This window comes from Acinetobacter sp. LipI_19, assembly GCF_058242925.1.
Genome location: NZ_JBZAYK010000001.1, coordinates 972443 through 988505 on the forward strand (window position 1 = coordinate 972443; position 16063 = coordinate 988505).

14 protein-coding genes are annotated in these 16063 nt (G+C 38.2%); 5 read left to right on the forward strand and 9 right to left on the reverse strand.

Going from position 1 to position 16063, the window contains the following annotated elements; all coding sequences use genetic code 11:
- Window positions 1-117: 117 nt before the first annotated feature.
- Genes ruvB through AC4CVF_RS04775 form a run of 4 tightly spaced genes read right to left on the reverse strand, consistent with a single transcriptional unit; the run spans window position 118 to window position 3751 of the window.
- Entirely contained in the window at window positions 118-1119 is a 1002-nt protein-coding gene (ruvB, locus tag AC4CVF_RS04760; protein WP_262086242.1) for a Holliday junction branch migration DNA helicase RuvB, read from the reverse strand.
- 17 nt (window positions 1120-1136) lie between these two features.
- Window positions 1137-1739: a Holliday junction branch migration protein RuvA gene (ruvA, locus tag AC4CVF_RS04765; RefSeq protein WP_004724404.1), complete on the reverse strand. Its 603-nt coding sequence runs from the start codon at window positions 1737-1739 to the stop codon at window positions 1137-1139.
- A gap of 9 nt (window positions 1740-1748) precedes the next feature.
- Window positions 1749-2411, reverse strand: coding sequence for a hypothetical protein (locus tag AC4CVF_RS04770; protein ID WP_490789028.1), 663 nt, complete (start codon window positions 2409-2411; stop codon window positions 1749-1751).
- Window positions 2411-3751 (reverse strand): deoxyguanosinetriphosphate triphosphohydrolase, encoded by a 1341-nt coding sequence (locus AC4CVF_RS04775; protein ID WP_004724400.1) that lies wholly within the window; start codon window positions 3749-3751, stop codon window positions 2411-2413. The genes AC4CVF_RS04770 and AC4CVF_RS04775 overlap by 1 nt, the downstream gene beginning before the upstream one ends.
- A gap of 491 nt (window positions 3752-4242) precedes the next feature.
- Here AC4CVF_RS04775 and AC4CVF_RS04780 point away from each other — a divergent pair, with 491 nt between their 5' ends.
- The 4 genes from AC4CVF_RS04780 (at window position 4243) to AC4CVF_RS04795 (ending at window position 9830) form a co-directional block, all read left to right on the forward strand.
- The gene (locus tag AC4CVF_RS04780) at window positions 4243-4983 is read left to right on the forward strand and encodes a hypothetical protein (RefSeq protein WP_336953990.1); all 741 of its coding nucleotides are present in this window, start codon (window positions 4243-4245) and stop codon (window positions 4981-4983) included.
- 185 nt (window positions 4984-5168) lie between these two features.
- A complete protein-coding gene (gene purL, locus AC4CVF_RS04785) occupies window positions 5169-9002 on the forward strand; it encodes a phosphoribosylformylglycinamidine synthase (RefSeq protein WP_490789029.1) in 3834 nt (1277 codons plus the stop codon).
- A 53-nt stretch (window positions 9003-9055) separates the two neighbouring features.
- Window positions 9056-9580, forward strand: coding sequence for a hypothetical protein (locus tag AC4CVF_RS04790; RefSeq protein ID WP_419360489.1), 525 nt, complete (start codon window positions 9056-9058; stop codon window positions 9578-9580).
- Window positions 9581-9704: 124 nt separating this feature from the next.
- On the forward strand, window positions 9705-9830 hold the full coding sequence (locus AC4CVF_RS04795; protein ID WP_490789030.1) for a KGW motif small protein: 126 nt from the start codon (window positions 9705-9707) through the stop codon (window positions 9828-9830).
- Between the two features lie 152 nt (window positions 9831-9982).
- Here AC4CVF_RS04795 and AC4CVF_RS04800 read toward each other — a convergent pair whose 3' ends face one another.
- Window positions 9983-10270 (reverse strand): hypothetical protein, encoded by a 288-nt coding sequence (locus AC4CVF_RS04800; RefSeq protein ID WP_419360487.1) that lies wholly within the window; start codon window positions 10268-10270, stop codon window positions 9983-9985.
- 266 nt (window positions 10271-10536) lie between these two features.
- On the opposite strand from AC4CVF_RS04800, the gene AC4CVF_RS04805 reads away from it, so the two are divergent.
- Window positions 10537-10863, forward strand: a complete 327-nt coding sequence (locus AC4CVF_RS04805; RefSeq protein ID WP_336953984.1) for a hypothetical protein — start codon at window positions 10537-10539, stop codon at window positions 10861-10863.
- Window positions 10864-11001: 138 nt separating this feature from the next.
- On the opposite strand, the gene gltP is transcribed toward AC4CVF_RS04805, so the two are convergent.
- From gltP to AC4CVF_RS04825, 4 genes are all read right to left on the reverse strand, one after another.
- On the reverse strand, window positions 11002-12291 hold the full coding sequence (gene gltP / locus AC4CVF_RS04810; protein ID WP_419327940.1) for a glutamate/aspartate:proton symporter GltP: 1290 nt from the start codon (window positions 12289-12291) through the stop codon (window positions 11002-11004).
- A 277-nt stretch (window positions 12292-12568) separates the two neighbouring features.
- The gene (locus AC4CVF_RS04815; RefSeq protein ID WP_490789031.1) at window positions 12569-13678 is read right to left on the reverse strand and encodes an ABC transporter permease; all 1110 of its coding nucleotides are present in this window, start codon (window positions 13676-13678) and stop codon (window positions 12569-12571) included.
- On the reverse strand, window positions 13671-14804 hold the full coding sequence (locus AC4CVF_RS04820) for an ABC transporter permease (RefSeq protein ID WP_490789032.1): 1134 nt from the start codon (window positions 14802-14804) through the stop codon (window positions 13671-13673). The genes AC4CVF_RS04815 and AC4CVF_RS04820 overlap by 8 nt, the downstream gene beginning before the upstream one ends.
- A 2-nt stretch (window positions 14805-14806) precedes the next feature.
- Window positions 14807-16063, reverse strand: coding sequence for an HlyD family secretion protein (locus AC4CVF_RS04825; RefSeq protein WP_336953981.1), 1257 nt, complete (start codon window positions 16061-16063; stop codon window positions 14807-14809).

Below are 16063 nucleotides of genomic sequence, written 5' to 3' on the forward strand. Positions count from 1 at the left end.
CACAGATTGTTAGGGGTTAGATGCTAAAAATATACGAGAAGAGATTTTTCTATAAAACTTAAAGCCTTTTAGAAAAATAAGAAGAACATGGGAATATTGAATATTCCCATTTATTGATTATTTTGGCTCAGGTGGTGTCATCCCAAACTGTAAATAGGCTTGGTTGGTTGCAATACGCCCACGAGCGGTACGCATAGCATAACCCTGCTGAATCAAATAAGGTTCAATCACATCTTCTAAGGTGCCTGAATCTTCAGCCATTGCTGCGGCTAAAGCTTCAACACCAGCAGGTCCGCCATCAAAACGTTCTAATAACATCGATAAATAACGACGGTCTAAAGTATCTAAACCATCTTTATCAACATTTAACATATCCAATGCACGTTGTGCCATGTGTTGAGTGACTTCACCAGTACCTTTAACTTGTGCATAGTCACGGACACGACGTAACAAACGGTTAGCAATACGGGGAGTACCTCGTGCACGACGAGCAATTTCTTTTGCCCCATCTGCTGTTGTGGGAACATTCATTAATGTTGCTGAACGCGCCACAATATGAGTTAAATCTTCTACTGAATAAAACTCTAAACGTTGCACAATTCCAAAGCGATCACGCAAAGGTGAGGTGAGTAGACCTGCACGCGTTGTCGCAGCAACCAAGGTAAATGGTGGTAAGTCTAATTTTATCGAACGTGCACCAGGGCCTTCACCAATCATGATGTCGAGTTGGTAATCTTCCATCGCAGGATAAAGAATTTCTTCAATTACTGGAGAGAGGCGATGAATTTCATCGATAAATAACACATCCCCTTCTTCAAGATTGGTCAGCATTGCAGCTAAATCACCTGCGCGTTCTAGGACAGGACCAGAGGTAGATTTAAGGTTCCCCCCCATTTCACGGGCAATAATATTGGCCAATGTGGTTTTACCTAAACCGGGTGGGCCAAAGATCAAGGTATGATCAAGTGCTTCACCACGACCACGAGCAGCACCAATGAAGATTTCCATTTGCTCTCGTACAACAGGTTGGCCTATATAATCATCCAAAGAGGTTGGACGAATGGCACGATCAAAATGATCTTCGGGTTTTTCAGCCCCACTGATTAAACGGTCTTGCATGAGTGTCTTAATCTATCTTATTTATTCATGGATTTAAGTGCAGCACGGATAATGTCGCTTGCTTCAGTATAGTCTGCTTTCACGGCATTAATCAGTTTTTGTGCTTCCAAAGGTTTATAACCTAAAGATTGCAATGCCGCTTCAGCTTCAGCAACAGCAGAATTGCCCGTAAATTGTATTTGAGTTGAAGTCGAATTACTCGGTGTGGTACCTGTAGCAAAGGCTTTAAAGCGATCACGCAGCTCGATCATTAAACGTTCGGCTGTTTTTGCACCAACGCCAGGGACTTTAACTAAAGTTTTCACATCACCATTCTCAACAGTATGTACCAACATTTCCACACTCAGTGTAGAAAGAATGCCTAAAGCCATTTTAGGACCGACACCATTCACTTTTAGCAGGGTGCGAAAGATGGTTTTTTCTTGAGCGTTAGAGAAGCCATATAGCAATTGAGCATCTTCACGTACGGCTAAATGTGTCCATAAGGTAACTTTTTGACCTTTTTGTAATTGGCAAAATGTTGAGAGTGGCGTGTCGATCTCATAACCTACGCCATTTACATTTAAAAGTACGGTAGGTGCTTCTAAAGCTAAGACTTCACCAATAAGACATCCGATCATTGAGTTTGTTCACTTATTTGTTAATGGTTGAATAGTAGATGCCATTTGCTCTAAACGCAAAATTGCTTTAAGAATTTCTTTGCGATTTCGGGCAGATTTTATCCAAGCAGGTAAACGATTAAAATAGGTTTTATTGGTATTTAAATAAGTTCTTTGTCTAAGGTTTGCAGAAATATAATCTTTTAAACAGTTAATATGTTCTTGATTATAGGCAAAAACAAGTCCATTTCTTGTTGCTACACATAGTGTTAGGCAATAACCAAAATAAGGATCTGTATTGAAGCCGCGATTAAATTGTTTGCGTATATCAAATTGGTTAGGATAGATCCGTTTGGAAATTGGGCAAAAGTTGCAATTCAATTCAATAAATTGAGGAACAAAACTCTTTTTTGCATAGTATTGATGAAACTGAAATTTTCCACGTTTACAACGACAAGTTTCTTCAATATCTAAATAAACCCCAGAGAAATAGCCTAAGTTATTTTCTTGTTTGGCTTTTTGGTCAAATGATTTACAACATTTTTGGCAACTAAAAAAGGGTTGCTCAAAATCAACATCATCAATTTTTTTCGTATAGACGGTGGCATTTTTTAAACAAAATGGACATTCTACTAAAATAGGTTGCCGAGAAAATCTATTCAATGTGATTCCATCATCTACAAACCGTTTCATCAGAAAAAACCAACCTTATTACCTTGGAGTTCTTGCGCTAAGTTATAGGCTTGATGGTCTGAAAATTTACTCACAATATCTAAGACTTGCATAATATTGTCATAGTGATGATCACTAAAGCGTGCACCAAAGCGTTCTAAAATAGACAGTAAACGACCATCTTTAAAACTTAATGTTTTATTCGGTGTCGTAAGGGGAATAAAGGCATCTAAAATATGCTGTAAACTCTGATGGGCAATAATTTCCAAACCTGATTTTTGCGGGTGTTCAAATATTTTTTCACGGGCAAGGTTTTTTGCTCGATCAATCCCAATCTCGATATCCTCAGCACAGTATTGCAGTAACGAACCTTTTAGCTGTCCTGACAAAATTTGATAATGTTGTTTTGCGAAAGCAGTGGTTACTTCATCTACCAGCCGTTTCATGACACGACCGCGTAAGGCTGCAATTTTTTGTTGCCAAGTCATATACGGCATACTAAGTTCAGCGGGAACGCCATAATCTCCTAACAAATCAAGAAAAATAGGTTCAACTTCTTCATAGCTGAGCATATTGAGAATAATACCGTCTTCTAAATCAATTAAGGCATAACAAATGTCATCAGCAGCTTCTAGTAAATACGTCAGCGGATGACGACACCAATGATACTCACCCAATTGAATTAAACCGAGTTGATCTGCAATCTGTTTAAGAATTTCTTTTTCAGCTTGATAACAGCCAAATTTAGCCCGTTTGCTTGCAGGAGTATTCCCTTGAGATTCGATGGTCTTAGAGAGCCAAGGATACTTTAAGTAAGCTCCTAACGTTGCGTAAGTAAGACGCATACCTCCATCATGAGGATGATAGTCAATTTTAGTAAGCAGTCTTAAACCTTGGGCATTACCTTCGAACTGTCGCACATCTGCTTGTTGTTCAGGGCTCAGGTCTTGTAAAAAATTTGTATGTGCAGCATCATCAAACCATTCACGAATCGCATATTCACCAGCATGCCCAAAGGGTGGATTACCAATATCATGTGCCAAACATGCAGCTTGAATAATTGCCCCTACATCTGCTGGGGAGATCCAAACGGGGAGTTCATTTTTGATTTTTTCAGCAGCGAGCATTCCCAAAGAACGGCCAATACATGACACCTCTAAAGAGTGCGTGAGCCGTGTATGAATACCATCATGTTGGGTCAGTGGATGAACTTGAGTTTTACGATTGAGTTGTCTAAAACTTTGCGAAAATATAATGCGGTCATAATCTTTATGAAATGGACTTCGTGCCTGTTCTGTACTTTGCTTTTTACTACCTAAACGAACTGTTGAAAGGAGTTCTAACCAACGCATTTGAGTCATTTATCATTATTCATTCTTTCGTTAATCGTATGATGCCAAATTTATTGAAAATGTACTAGGGGCGGGCGACATAAGTTGTCTTGGTCGGTTTATATTTGAGAAATATTTTCCCAGTATTTTTCACCCTTATATCCAAAATAATTCATAATGAAGTTATAAAAGTTGGCTTCAACACTAAACCAATCATCTCTCGCTGTAATTGGATTCACGACAACAACAGAGCCATAATCAGGTTTTTCAGAATCAAGGCGAATTAAAAGCTGTTCACCATCATCTAAAAATTATTCAATAATACAATTGTTGTTAATTTTTGATCTTTTCAATCCACTAAATATTGAGCAGTAAATTTTTGAATGATCTGTAAAGCAATTTATAATCTAGATAGTCCAAACATTAGGAAAATTTCCATGATTAAAGTTAATATGTTTATCCCTATAAACAGTTAAAATGAATAAACATTATCCTTGTATCACTTAAGAAATAGAGTACACATGAATAAAAATTTCTTCTTATTAACTATGATTATTCTATTTGCAGGGTGTAGCCCAACTGATAAAAATCTATCCAATCAAAACAAAGAAATCGAAACTCAGAAAAAAAATGAAGCGAGCAAAGCTGAAATCGAAGAAAGCATTCCTGCCAAGCCTGAACCAGTAGATCAAGCTTTCGCGACTTTTGCTTTTCAAGAAACGCCAGATGGTCATCTGACAAATAATTGTATTTGGACAGATGATCCAAATGCTCAAAATAAACAGTATTGGAGTATCTTACCGAGCAGTATGTTGAATGGAAAAGCTAAATTTACAATAGAGGATCTTACACCTAGCAAGGTAAAGATTGGGCAACCAATTAAAAACTGCAACGAAGCTTATAAAAATGATACGGCAAACTATGCGTATGCGATTAATAAAAGTGGCGATTTGGTTAATGCGGTGGCCCTCAAGCTTGATCGAATGACTCAAAATGCGGATCATACCTATACAATTGATCTGAATAAAAACTCGCATCCTGAAAAAATCTATGTGTGCTATAACATGGAAAGTTTAGATGTATTTTTCATTGACTCTGCATCTCAAAACTCATATTTAGAACATATAAATGTCCGATTATCCTATGATATTGATGGTGAAATCGATCCTGAGATTTCTTGTGGAAAAGTCTTTTATCAAAAAAGCGGAATCATTGCGAAAGAAGATCCTAAAACGGCTGAGTTTCATTATACAGCTCAATAATTCAATTGTTACGAATCATGTTTAAAGACGAAAGTCAAAGTAAATCGGATATTTAAAACCAAGATTTCAGCGTTTTTTAAGTGGGATATGACTAGCTGAAATCTTGCTTTCACAGTAGAATATGCGCTCTCTTCAAGTCACATTGAGGTGGGTTGCCAAAACCTGCCCGTGGAGCCAAAAACAGCATGTTTATCGTTGCCGGTGCACCTGCACACTCTTCTTTTAAGCAAACACAACTATTAACACGCCTTGCGTCGATCAGTTCTGTTCAATCAATAGAAAGCCAATGGGTTTACCTTTTCGACCAAACGCTCAACGAGCAACAACAGCAATCTGCTTTACAGCTTTTAAACGATGGCGCATCGTTTGAAGTTCGTCAGGCTGCAAGTGACGAAGTCCAGATTTTAGTCACGCCACGTGTCGGTACAATTTCACCGTGGTCATCTAAGGCAACCGATATTTTTGCCAACTGTAATACACCTGTACACCGCTTAGAACGCGGTGTTTTGTTTACTTTAAAGGGAATTTCTGAAATTTCTGATGAAGTAAAACAAATTTTACATGACCGTATGACAGAAAGCGTTTTCAATAAAATTGATGACGCAACAGCTTTATTCTCTGAAACTGAGCCTAAACCTTTATACTCAATTGATATTTTGGGGCAAGGTAAAGATGCACTGGTTAAAGCAAACTCTGAGTTTGGCTTTGCATTGTCAGATGAAGAAATTGATTATTTAACTGCAGCATTTAATAAGTTGGGGCGTAACCCGCATGACATCGAGTTGATGATGTTTGCTCAAGCAAACTCAGAACATTGTCGTCATAAAATCTTTGGTTCAGAGTGGACAATTGATGGTGAAAAACAACCATTATCATTGTTCCAAATGATTAAAAATACCTATAAAGAATCACCTACAGATGTTTTGTCAGCATATAAAGATAATGCTTCTGTAATTGTTGGTTTTGACACACAGCGTTTCTATCCGAAAAAAGATGAAGCCACGGGTCACCATATTTATAAATATAAGAGCCAAGCTGCCCACATTCTTATGAAAGTGGAAACCCACAACCATCCAACCGCAATTGCTCCATTTGCAGGTGCTGCGACAGGTTCTGGTGGTGAAATTCGTGATGAAGGTGCAACAGGCCGTGGTGGTAAACCAAAAGCAGGTTTAACGGGCTTTACGGTTTCTAACCTTAATATTCCAGGTTTTGAACAGCCTTGGGAAGAAAACTACGGTAAACCATCTCGTATGGCATCACCACTTCAGATCATGATTGATGGTCCTTTAGGCGGTGCAGCATTTAACAACGAGTTTGGTCGCCCTGCGTTAAATGGTTACTTCCGTACTTTTGAGCAAAATGTTAATGGCGAAGTAAAAGGTTTCCATAAACCGATTATGATTGCGGGTGGTTACGGAAATATTCGTCCTGACCATGTTGAAAAAGATGCAATTCAGCCCGGCGATTTACTGATTGTACTGGGTGGTCCTGCGATGCTCATTGGTTTGGGCGGTGGTGCAGCTTCTTCTGTAGATAGCGGTAAATTAGGTGAAAACCTAGATTTTGCTTCTGTACAACGTGAAAACCCAGAAATGGAGCGTCGTTGTCAGGAAGTGATTGATGCATGTTGGAGAATGGAAGACTTTAACCCGATCGTATCTGTACATGATGTGGGGGCGGGTGGTGTTTCCAATGCAATGCCTGAACTTGTGAATGATCACGAATTGGGTGCAACTCTTGATCTTCGTAAAATCCCATCGCTTGAACCAGGCATGTCACCAATGGAAATCTGGTCAAATGAAGCACAAGAACGTTATGTGCTTGCCATTAAACCAGAATCATTAGAGTTATTTGAATCGATTTGTGCCCGTGAACGTTGCCCATTTGCGGTATTGGGAGAAGCGACTGAAGCACGTCAATTGACTGTAAACGATCCATTGTTTGAAAACAAAGCAGTGGATATGCCAATGCAAGTCATGCTTGGTGGCACGCCACGTATGAGTCGTACATACGAAACGATTCAACGTAAAGGTGATGAGTTTGATGCATCTAAAGTCGATTTAAAAGATGCAATCTTCCGTGTATTGAAAAACCCGACAGTGGCTTCAAAATCATTCCTAATCACCATTGGTGACCGTTCAATCACGGGTATGGTATCGCGTGATCAGATGGTGGGCCGTTGGCAAGTTCCAGTTGCGGATGCTGCGGTAACCACAACAAGCTTACAAGGCTATACCGGTGAAGCAATGGCAATGGGTGAGCGTCCTCCTGTTGCATTGTTAAATCCTGCTGCTTCTGCACGTTTGGCCGTGGCTGAGTCCATCACCAATATCATGTGTGCCAATATTGAACAGATCAGTGATATTAAACTGTCTGCTAACTGGATGGCGGCCGCAGGTCAAAAAGGTGAAGATCAAGCATTATTCGAAGGTGTAAAAGCCATCGGTATGGAAATGTGTCCTGCATTGGGTATCGCAATTCCAGTGGGTAAAGACTCATTGTCGATGCGTACGACTTGGAATGACGAAGGCGAAGATAAATCTGTGACTTCACCAATGTCTGGTGTCATCACTGCATTTGCACCTGTGTTGGATGTTCGTAAAACATTGACACCTGAATTGAAAAATGAAGATTCAGTTCTAGTACGTATTGATTTATCTAAAGGTCAGTTCCGTTTAGGCGGTTCGATCCTTGCACAAGTGTATAAGGCAATTGGTTCTGTTACACCTGATGTTGATAACTTTGATGAGTTCAAAGCATTCTTTGCATTGGTTCAAGATTGGAATAATCGCGGTTTGATCAAGGCGTATCATGACATTGGTGATGGTGGCTTATTGGCAACTGTTGCTGAAATGATGTTTGCTTCACGCTTAGGTGTAGCACTTGAAGATCAATCTACTGAAAGCTTATTTGCCGAAGAAATTGGTGCAGTATTGCAAATTTCTAAAGCAGACTGGGCAAGTTTGACAGATGAAGTTGCAACTTCAAGTTTAAAAGAAGCGATTAGCGTTGTTGGTACTGTCAATGATTCTGATAAATTGTCAGTGAACGGTTTGATACTTGATCGCGCTGAATTGCAACAAGCTTGGACTGAAGTTTCTCATCAAATTCAACGTTTACGTGATAATGTAGAAACAGCTGATTCAGAATTTGCATTAATTGGTGATAAAAATCATAAAGGTATAATTGCATTACCAACATTTGATTTAAATGAGCCTGTTGAAGCTCCTTATATCAATGAACGCCGTCCAAACATGATGATTTTACGTGAACAAGGCGTGAATGGTCATGTTGAAATGGCTGCGGCATTCGATAAAGTTGGTTTTAATACTGTTGATGTTCACATGAGTGATTTACTTTCAGGCCGTGTAGATTTAGACGACTTTGAAGGTCTGGTTGCTTGTGGTGGATTCTCTTATGGTGATGTTTTAGGTGCTGGTGGTGGTTGGGCTAAGTCTGTGCTGTTTAATCCTAAACTTCGTGATCAATTTGAGAAATTCTTTAACCGGGACAATACTTTCTCTGTAGGTATTTGTAATGGTTGTCAAATGTTGGCTCAGCTTGCGCCACTCATTCCGGGTGCAGACAACTGGCCACGTTTCCGCCGTAATACTTCAGAAGTATTTGAAGCCCGTGTTGTGAATGTGAAAGTTGAGAAATCTCCATCGATTCTTTTAGAAGGTATGGAAGGCTCTATTTTACCAATCGCTGTTGCACATGGTGAAGGTCGTGCAGAAACTTCTGCTGAAAACTTTGCTGCGTTAAATGCCGGTAATCAAGTGATTTTACGCTATGTAGACAGCTTGGGTAATGCGACTCAACAATATCCACTGAACCCAAATGGCTCTCCTGAAGCGATTTCTGGGGTGACTTCAAAAGATGGTCGTGCAACGATTATGATGCCGCATCCTGAACGTAATTTCCGTGCAATTCAGCATTCTTGGAAGCCTGAAGAGTGGACGGAAGATGGTGCATGGTTACGTATGTTCCGTAATGCGCGTAAGTTTATTGGTTAATTAAATCCTAGGTCAATGAATTGTAAAAGCCCCGTAAGGGGCTTTTTTAATCTATGATGGTTGAAAATATTGAATACTTACTAAAAATGAAAAAAAGATTATTGGATGTGACAAGAGTTATTTTGGATAAGTTTAGCAATCGCTATCATGATTATTATGGCTTTTGGGGTATAGGCGTACTGTATACGCATGCAAGACATTTAAATACCTTTAGTTTTACTTTTAGATTATTGAATCAGCACCATGACATTAACGATAATTTTTTAGAGAAAGTCCATCAAAGATTTTCTAAATATTTAGTTGATTACTTAAGTGTCCATCATAAATTTCTTACTGATTTAAGTTTAGCCATGGTTAAAATTGACTTCGATCACGGTCATCTTTTAAAGCCCTCGACGTTATATGGGGATTATTTTTGTGTGCAAGTCGAGTTGATAGATCAAAAAGGTCAGCGTTTTTTTGCTGAATCGGATGGTTATTGTTTTCCTCATATTGAGTGGATTCAACAAAGAAAATTGATTAACTCATTGTCATTCGGAAAAAAATTTTACTGGGAAGCCTCGAATGAACATCAATGAAGGTATTGGAAATTTGTTACACTTTTAGGGTTGGTTTATTTTTTGCATGTTATAAATTGTCTATTAAAAGACCGATGTTTTGCCCCAAAGATGTTCCATGATGTAGCAAGAATGAGGTGATAAAATGATAAGAACAGTCAATTATTCAACAGCAGATAAGGTCATCCTTCGCCAAAAAGGCTGGAAATGGTTTAGTATTATTTTAGCTATACAAATGCTGATTATTCTCAGTGCATATTTAATCGCGTAGCTAACGAAATGAGTACGTTCTCTGATTGAGAGTTTTTAGTTGCTAATGACAAAAGGCACTTTATTGTGGTTTTTATCTCTGATAAAGATATGTTCATGAGATAAACACAAGAGCAAGCTATTTGCATGTTTACTGCAAATAGCACTTTCTATTCATTTTGATTTAGATGGTTTTTCTGTTGCTTGTGCTTCTCGTTCAGCAGCTTCTGCAGCATCAGCGGCTGCAGCCGCCGCATCTGAAGCAGCTGTACTTGTTGATATGTCAAAATCAACATTTTCAGCTTCCAAAGCTGCTTCCTGTATAGCATCAATAGATACAATTCCAGCCTCTGCGCCACTAGAAATATATTCAGAAGATTGTGCTACATCATCGTTTTTAGCATGTGCTTGACTTAAAAATATGTTTGATAGCATGACTGCAATTAAATAGCTATTTCTCATTGGTCTTTCTTCTATGAAATCTAAAATATAAAGGTAACTATTTAATAATTTAAAGTAAATATAAGCCGCCTTATTTGGATAGCTTATAGGGGAATACAAAAATGTCAGATGATGAAAATAAAAAAAATTATTAATATGAGAGAATTGATTTAGAAAAATCAAAATTTTTTTAAATAGATGAGATCATGAAAAGAAGCATATTTCTAGTACCAATACTGATTTCTTTAACTAGCTGTTACCCGATATATAAAACACAGAAGCCTCAAGTGACTGTGACTGTTGTAAATGAGCAGGGAGTAGCAATTCCTGATGTAAAAATCGTGTTAGTAACATCAGTACATCCTGCAAAAATAGATGATCAATATGATGAAAAATTCACAAATAAATTGGGGATAGTGAATTTTGAAAAACAGGCCGAATGGAAAGTTGAAAGCTTAGTAATTCATGGGGTGCAAGTTTATGATTGGAATTTATGCCTTGAAAAAGATGGTTATATCATCCAAGAATTTGTCAAAGTAGGTAAAAAAGCGCAGATTAAAATCATTTTAAAGAAGGGTAAAACGCCATTAAAACAGTATCTTGATCAATGCTAGAAAGTTAATTATTCTGCATATCATATATTCAATCTTTTGGAGCGATTAGTGGAATTGAAAGTAGTCTAAAAGGTAGGTAATCTCAGTCAAGCATGTACAAAAAAACCACCCGAAGGTGGTTTTTCTGATCTTAAAAAATTAATGTGTGGCATCAAAATTATAAGATTTTTGTTTCTCAGTATCGAATTTGCCTTCCCATTTACTAATTACAAGAACAGCAAGTGCATTACCAATCACATTTAATACAGTACGAGCCATATCTAAAATACGGTCAATACCCGCAATAAATGCTAAGCCTTCTAGTGGGATACCCACGCTGCCTAAAGTTGCCAATAGAACCACGAAAGACACACCAGGAACGCCTGCGATACCCTTAGAGGTAATCATCAGGGTCAAGACCAAAACAAGCTGTTGAGTGATGGTTAAATCAATACCGTAAAGTTGTGCAATAAAGATAGCAGCAATACTTTGATAGAGTGTTGAACCATCTAAGTTAAATGAATAACCGATAGGAACAACAAAACTGGTAATTGATTTTGGCGCACCATAAGCTTCCATTTTTTCCATCATACGTGGTAAAACGGTTTCAGAGCTTGCAGTGGAGTAAGCAAGAATAAGTTCATCTTTTAAGATTTTGATAATTGTCCAGATACTAAAACCACAGAATCTAGCCACAAAACCAAGCACAATAAAGATAAAGAACAGGATTGCCCCATAAACTAAAACAGCAAGTTTAATTAATGGTAATAATGAACTAAAACCAAAGTTTGCTACAGTCGCAGCGATCAAGCCGAATACACCAAATGGTGCAAACATCATGATCATGTGAGTTACTTTGAACATTGTTTCAGAAACAGCTTTTAACACGTCAATCAACGGTTGCTTGGTTTCTTTAGTCAATGAACCTAGACCAATACCGAAAATGACTGCAAAGAAAATAATCGGCAACATGTGCCCATCACCCATTGCCGCAAAAATATTCGGTGGGATAAGTGAAAGAACAGTATTTACTAAGCCATGAGCTTCATGGCTGACTTCCTGTGTCGTTTCTTTATATTGCGAAATATCAGAGGTTGTCAGTGTAGACATATCAATGCCTGCACCAGGTTGGAATACATTGGCAGCAACTAAGCCTACAATAATTGCAACTGTCGTAATAATCTCAAAATAAACAATGGTTTTAAAGCCAAGTTTACCGACACTTTTACTGTCACCCGCATTGGCAATTCCTAAAATCAGCATGGAAAGCACAAGTGGAATTACAATCATTTTGATCAGATTGATGAAAATCTTACCCAATGGTTGTAAAAAGTTTGCAATGATGTCACCGCGAATTTCAGGTGCGTTGTGCAAAAAAGCACCAACAAGAATACCTAAGAAGAGCGCAATAACAATTTGCCAAGCAAGGCTAATTCTCATTTTCTTCATACTGAGCCCTTAAAATTCAGATTTTGGCGAAAAGGAAAACTCTATCAAAAAAACACAAAAGAAATCCCGCTAAAGCATGTGGGCGCCTTAGGGTGGGAGATTCTGAGTATTCAGAGTATTTCGAAAATGGCCTATTCTGACGCTATTTGCGTCAGCAGTACTAACTTTTTTATCAAAAATGCGTTCAAATGATTAAAAATAGTTCAGTTTGATTAAAGGATTCGATTTTATTGTTAATTTTAATTCATTATATAAATTAAATTTCACACAACTATTCTTATTTTTTATATGTTTGCATTAGGCGTATATATGCCCATATCATCAAAATTCCTGTTAAGCATACGAGATAAATTAACTTTGGCATAACCACCTGAATCGGCACACCCATTTGATTTAACTGAATAAATAAATTAATTCCTTGAGTGGACGGGAAGAGATGAGCAAAATACTGCATCCAAGTTGGCATTGCTTGCAAGGGCCAAGCTGCACCTGACAGTAAAAACAATGGAATTGAGGTGAAAACGATCAGATGTCCAGCACGTTCTGAAATATCTAGATAGCTGGCTAAAAGCATTGCCATTGCAATCACGCAACTAATAAAAATCGGAACGGAAAACAACATGCCCCAAAAATTGCCGCCTCTCGGATAGTCATTGATCCAGTAAGTGAAACCAAATAGATAATAGCAGCCGAGGCAACCAATCGTGAGTGCTGCTAAATAGATTCCCAAAAACTCAGTAGTTGTGGCTCGCCATCGTCTTTCACGATACCCCGCAATCAACATGCACAATCCTAGAACAATAGTCTGGTGAATGATCAGAGGCGCAATTGCAGGAAAGATATAACTGCCATATCCTGAAAGTGTGTTAAACAGCGGAATTTGATGGATCGGAAGCGCGACTTGGAAATGTGAAATTTTGCCAAACCTTTCGGCTTGTTCTGCAACGGCATTTTCAATTGCAGTGGCTAAGCCTAAACCAATCTGTTTGGTTTTAAGAAAATAAGCACTACTGAGATATAGACCAATACCACCAGCCTCACCTCGAACCACACTATTGGATAGGTTCTCAGGTAATAACAAAATACCATCGGCTTTTTGCTCTTGAACCATCCGTTTTGCTTGTTCAAAATTTCCAGTGATTTCAGTAATTTTTATATTGGGACTTTTGGCAACTTCAGTAATGATGGTATTGCTCAGATAGCTTTGTTCTTCATCAACAATAATAATCGGCAAACTTTCAGCAGTTTGCGCTTTATAGGCTGTAGGATAAAAAATGCTATAAAAAAATACTGAAAGCACCATAGTGGTCAAAATAGACGAGTTTTTCCCAATATTTTTAAAAGTGTCTACATAGTATCGAGCGAGCTCTTTAAAGAATTTAATCATGTTTTACGCCCCTTAAATTTTTATTGAGGAGTAAACTTGATAATGCAAAATAGAAAATACAATATGCAGCAAGGATGGCTAAAGGAACCATCGAATTAAAACTAGGACTGCCAACAACCCATTGCTCAGTTTGTAATTTCGCATAAGGTGTATAGGGAATAATGTTGGCCCAAAATTTGGTAAAAATTGGTGCATTATTTAAGGGAAGCGTGACACCTGCAAAACTTAGCGAAGAGCCACCATAGACTGCAATAAATCCAAAAGTTTTAGATAAATTTTTAGTTGCGAGAACGACGCTACTACTGATCAGTACATAGGCTGAATAAAGTAAGAACTGTCCAAGTAAAATCATCCATAAACTACCAGCAATGAACCAACCTCGGATTACCACCAGCCAAAACAGCCATACCCAAGTCCAAAAACAGAAAATTAACACATAGACCATATTTTTTGCCAGAAGTGCATTTAATACAGATTTGTCTTGAACCCATTGATTTAATGTGCCGTATTTCAATTCTTGACCCACTGCAAAAGCCACACAACAACATAGCAATAAGTGCAAAATTGCTGGAATCATAAAGGGTTCTAAATAGAACTCATAACTGAGATTGGGATTGAACAGGGGAGAAATTTTTATATTTGCTGTGGAAAGTTCAGCATAAGGAATTTTATTTTCAAAATATGAATTCTTTGCAAAATCAGCAATCGCTTCAACCGTAGAGAGAAGCATCGCTGAAGAAATCCCATTGCCAATACTAAAATAAGACTGATTAAACGCAATACTGATCTGTGAATCTTGTGCTTGAACCAGACGTTGTTCAGCACCTGCTGGAATATGCACATATCCCCAAATCTTGGTCTGATTGAGCAGATACTCAACTTCATTGGGATTGTCTGATACAGTGTAGATTGAAACCGTATGATTATGACTAAGATACTTTTCTATATTGCGACTAAGTTCACTTTGATCTTGATCAATAATTGCAATCGGTAAATGTTCAGCTTTTCCTGCATAAAACATACTACTGAATAAAATAATCACAAAGAGCGGGGCAAGTGTGACTAAGCATAAATCCCATTTATGCTTGAGCAAATATTGAAGCTCTCTTAACATGCCCGTCCACATGCTTATTGGCTCTCTTTTAATTTAAAGATCACACTCATGCCTACTTTTAATTCAGGTACGGCTTCAGCGGGTGTAAGCTTAACTTTAAAACTACGAATATCATAACCACCTGTCTGACGTGTGGTTTTAATGGTTGCAAACTCACCTTCAGCATCTATATTTTTGATGTTAAATGACACTGTTTTATTGAGTGCGGGTATAAAACCATCTAAGCTTTTTGCTTGATAAACTTGGGTGTATTGATCTTCACGGACATTTAAACTGACCCAATTTTCTTCATCTTGAATAATACTCACAACAGGAACACCAATAGCCACCAGTTCTGAGGGTTTACCGTAAGTTTTAGATACAGTGCCGTTTACAGGAGAGTATAGTTTGGTTTCTGCATCTAAAGCATTGGCTTCCGCAACAGCGGCTTTCGCGATCTCGACTTGTGCATCAGCCCCAGATTTTTGTTCAGTGGTACTGCCGCGTTTTGCACGTGCATATTGCTGATAAGCAGCTTCACTCATTTGAGTGGCTGATTGTGCAGCGGCATGCATTTCATCACGTCGTTGACGCGAGATAACCCCTTGTGCAAAGAGGTTAGCCCCACGTTGGTAGGTCATTTTTGCAAGATTTTCTTGCGCTTTTACACTTTGCCAATTGGCATATAAGGTATCAATATTTTCTTGTTGAGAACCTCTGTCTGCTGTCGATTGTAAGGCTAAGGCGGATTGTAAACTTGCCAGGGCTTGTTGTTTTTTTGCAGCAATTTCTGGACTACTTAGAGTAACTAACAGTTGTCCTTTTTTAATTTTTTGACCATCGCTGACAAAGATGCCTTCTATCCGACTCGGAACTTTAGTGCTGACATGTAATGTTTCAGCTTCAACACGTCCTTGAACATCTACTGTTTTAGGCTGATAACTTTTCCATAGACCAAACGCAATCAATCCCAATAATAGAATAAAAATTATTGCGCCAATGACCAGAATAGTTTTCTTTTTAGAAGGTTTTTGATCGTTGTTGATGTTTGTCGCAGCACTTTGTTCCTGTGCCGAATCTTTGATTAGTGTGTCTTTTTCAGATTCAATTTGGTCGGCTGTAGGTTGTTGCGCTACAGTTGCATCAGATAAAGCGGTCGGATCTGTATTGTTTTGTGTATTCATTTCTGGATGAACTAAATTTTCATTTAATGAAATATCTGAGTTTGCATCAGCTTGCGAAGTTGAAGATGAATCATTTTGTCCATTGTGATGGTCATGCTGTTTTGTCAT